Here is a 2,921-nt window from a genome sequence, read left to right as displayed (position 1 = left end):
ATCGAACAACGCCAGCGCATCTTCGGCAATCGCGGCTTCCGATGGCGAGCCGGTGCTGCCAGCAAAACCCCGGTAATGCAGGAAATACAGCGCGTAGCCAGGAAACGCCTCAGTGAATTCCGGCAGATTGCGCGAGACGTCCTCGGCATTGCCGCCGAAATAGATTAGCGCGCGCGATCCGCTGCGCTCTCGAGTTGCCACCCAGACCTCGGCATCCGGCATCGACAGTTTCATTCGCGAGTCCGCTGTAACCACGGCGGCAGGCTGGGGAAACCAGATCAGCGAGCGCTGAAACACGAACAGCGCGGCGCACAGCACCAGGTACACGGCAATGATGAAAACGACGAGTGACATCAGGGTTCGGGACATTCGGCTACTTTTAACGGGGAGAAAGGTTGGCTGTGGCAGTGTAGTTCAGCGACTGCGCCTGACAGCCGGCGCACACACCGTGCAACAGATCCGCGCAGCAGGAGGACTCGCATGCGCCACACTGAGGGTTACTCACGTCGCCGCTTGCTCACCCTGGCTGCCCAAGCTGCGGCGCTGTTCACCATTGATCGGGCGTTGGCCGGCAGCGTAGCGCCGACCGCCACTGCGCCGCCCACGGCAGGAGACCAGACCATGCAGACCCGCGCCATCCCTTCCAGCTCCGAGGCACTGCCCATGGTCGGGTTGGGCACCTATCGCGGTTTCGACGTCGCGCCGGGCGATCCGGTTTACCGGCAGTTGCCCGCCGTCCTCGAAGCGCTGTTCAGGAAGGGCGGCACGCTGATCGACAGCTCACCCATGTACGGCCGCGCCGAGCAGACCACCGGTGAACTGCTGTCGATTCACGAACCGCGCTCGCCGGCGTTCCTCGCCACCAAGGTGTGGACGCGCGGGCGCGAGGAGGGCATCGCGCAGATGGAGCAGTCGTTCAGACTGCTGCAAACCGAGCGCATCGACCTGATGCAGATTCACAACCTGCTCGACTGGCAAACCCACTTGCCGACCCTGCGCGAATGGCAGGAGCAGGGGCGGATTCGCTACATCGGCATCACCCATTACACCTCGTCGGCCTATGACGATGTCGAGGCCGTGCTGAAAGCCGAGAAGCTTGATTTTCTGCAAATCAACTACGCCCTCGATGATCGTGCGGTCGAGAAACGCATCCTGCCGCTGTGCCGCGAGCGTGGGGTGGCGGTGATTTGTAATCGGCCGTTTGGCGGCGGTGATTTGCTCGCCCGGCTCAAGGGCAAGCCGCTGCCGGCCTGGGTCTCGGATGTACAGGTCAACAGCTGGCCGCAACTGGCACTGAAATTTCTCCTGGCGCATCCGGCGGTGACCTGTGTGATTCCGGGGACCAGCAATCCGCGCTACATGGCTGACAACGCCGGAGCCGGTTTTGGGCCGATGCTGACCGATGCGCAGCGGCATCAGTTGATTGCGTTGCTGGGCTGAGCCGGGTCAACCGCGATAGCGCAACGCCTCCAGCAACAACGCAAACGCTGGCGCTGCCTGGCGCCGGCTCGGGTAGTACAGGTGATAACCGGAAAATGTCGGGCACCAGTCTCCCAGCACTTGGACCAGGCGACCGTCCGCCAGAAAAGGCGCGACGACGTTTTCCGGGATGTAGCTCAGCCCGAAACCGTCCAGCGCGGCGTCGAGCAATGGGTACACGCCATTCAGGGTGACCTGGCCGGAGACGCGCACTTTCAGGCTTTCACCGTCCTTTTCGAACTCCCACGAATACAGCCCGCCATTGGTTGGCAGGCGAAGGTTGTTACAGGCGTGGTCGGTCAGGTCGCGCGGGGTTTGCGGCGGATCGCGCCGGGCGAAGTAGGCGGGGGAGCCGACCACGGCCATGCGCATGTCCGGGCCAATGCGCGTGGCGATCATGCCTTGCGCGACGTCTTCGCCCAGGCGCACACCGGCATCGAAGCCTTGGCCGGCGATGTCGACGAAACCATAGTCACAGCAAACCTCGACCGACACATCCGGGTACTGCGGCAGGAAATCCTGCAACACCGGACGCAGGATCCAGTTCAGCGAATGGTCGGTGGCGCTGATGCGGATCTTGCCCGCCGGGGTTTCACGCAGGTTGCTCAGGGCGGCCAGTTCCCCTTCGATTTCATCGAAGCGCGGACCGATGGTTTGCAGCAAGTGTTCGCCGGCCTCGGTCGGCGACACGCTGCGCGTGGTGCGGGTCAGCAGGCGCAGGCCGAGTCGCGCCTCGAGGCTGCGAATGGTGTGGCTGAGCGCCGATTGCGACACGCCGAGTTTGGCTGCGGCCTTGGTAAAACTGCGTTCACGGGCGACGGCGAGAAAGGCGAGCAGGTCGGTGGCGTTTTCCCGAAGCATTGATGATTGTCCTGCATAAGTTTTTTCGGATTCTAGTCGATTATCCGAAGAGTGCGGATCGCTACAGTGGTTGCATCATTTATTGGAGGAAACGCCATGAACCCGATTGCTGCTTCCGCACTGACGCTTTCGCTGCTGGCTGGTGAGGTGCAGGCCACTGAAAATCCGCGTGTCACGGTCACACCGAATGGCTCGCAACCGTCGGCCAAAGGCCCTGCTGACTGGTTTACCGGCACGGTGCGGGTGGATGCGCCGTTCAAAGGTACCGATGAGGCGCGGGTCAGTGGTGCGACCGTAACGTTCGAGCCGGGCGCGCGCACTGCATGGCATACCCATCCGCTGGGGCAGACATTGATCGTCACCTCGGGGGCAGGCTTGGTGCAGGAGTGGGGCCAGCCGGTGCGTGAAATCCGCTCGGGCGATACCGTGTGGATTGCCCCAGGCGCCAAACATTGGCACGGGGCAGCACCGACGACGGCGATGAGTCATATCGCGATCGCCGAAGTGCTGGATGGCAAGGTGGTGGACTGGATGGAGCAGGTCAGTGATGAGCAATATCCAAAGATCGAGTGAAACCGCGC

General features: G+C 62.7%; 3 protein-coding genes and 1 pseudogene. 2 read left to right on the top strand and 2 right to left on the bottom strand.

The features are described 5' to 3' along the window. A pseudogene (locus tag OQK_RS30675) lies at positions 1–354 on the bottom strand (hypothetical protein); the annotation flags it as partial. A 126-nt stretch (positions 355–480) separates the two neighbouring features. On the opposite strand from OQK_RS30675, the gene OQK_RS26705 reads away from it, so the two are divergent. Beyond that, positions 481–1,440 (top strand): aldo/keto reductase, encoded by a 960-nt coding sequence (locus OQK_RS26705; RefSeq protein WP_016775142.1) that lies wholly within the window; start codon positions 481–483, stop codon positions 1,438–1,440. Positions 1,441–1,446: 6 nt separating this feature from the next. Here OQK_RS26705 and OQK_RS26700 read toward each other — a convergent pair whose 3' ends face one another. Continuing rightward, entirely contained in the window at positions 1,447–2,340 is an 894-nt protein-coding gene (locus OQK_RS26700) for a LysR family transcriptional regulator (RefSeq protein ID WP_016775141.1), read from the bottom strand. Positions 2,341–2,436: 96 nt separating this feature from the next. On the opposite strand from OQK_RS26700, the gene OQK_RS26695 reads away from it, so the two are divergent. Further along, positions 2,437–2,913 carry a (R)-mandelonitrile lyase gene (locus OQK_RS26695; protein ID WP_016775140.1) on the top strand — a complete coding sequence of 159 codons (477 nt, stop codon included), beginning with the start codon at positions 2,437–2,439 and terminating at the stop codon, positions 2,911–2,913. Positions 2,914–2,921 lie beyond the last annotated feature (8 nt).

The organism is Pseudomonas sp. R62, assembly GCF_000257605.1.
GTDB classification, from domain to species: Bacteria; Pseudomonadota; Gammaproteobacteria; order Pseudomonadales; family Pseudomonadaceae; genus Aquipseudomonas; species Aquipseudomonas atacamensis.
Note: the sequence above shows the minus strand (reverse complement) of the source record. Positions and strands in the feature narration are given on the sequence as shown.

Bases quoted from the DNA above. Each gene is read 5' to 3' on its own strand.
- OQK_RS26705 (WP_016775142.1), top strand. From the start codon at position 481: ATGCGCCACACTGAGGGTTACTCACGTCGCCGCTTGCTCACCCTGGCT.
- OQK_RS26700 (WP_016775141.1), bottom strand. From the start codon at position 2,340: ATGCTTCGGGAAAACGCCACCGACCTGCTCGCCTTTCTCGCCGTCGCC.
- OQK_RS26695 (WP_016775140.1), top strand. From the start codon at position 2,437: ATGAACCCGATTGCTGCTTCCGCACTGACGCTTTCGCTGCTGGCTGGT.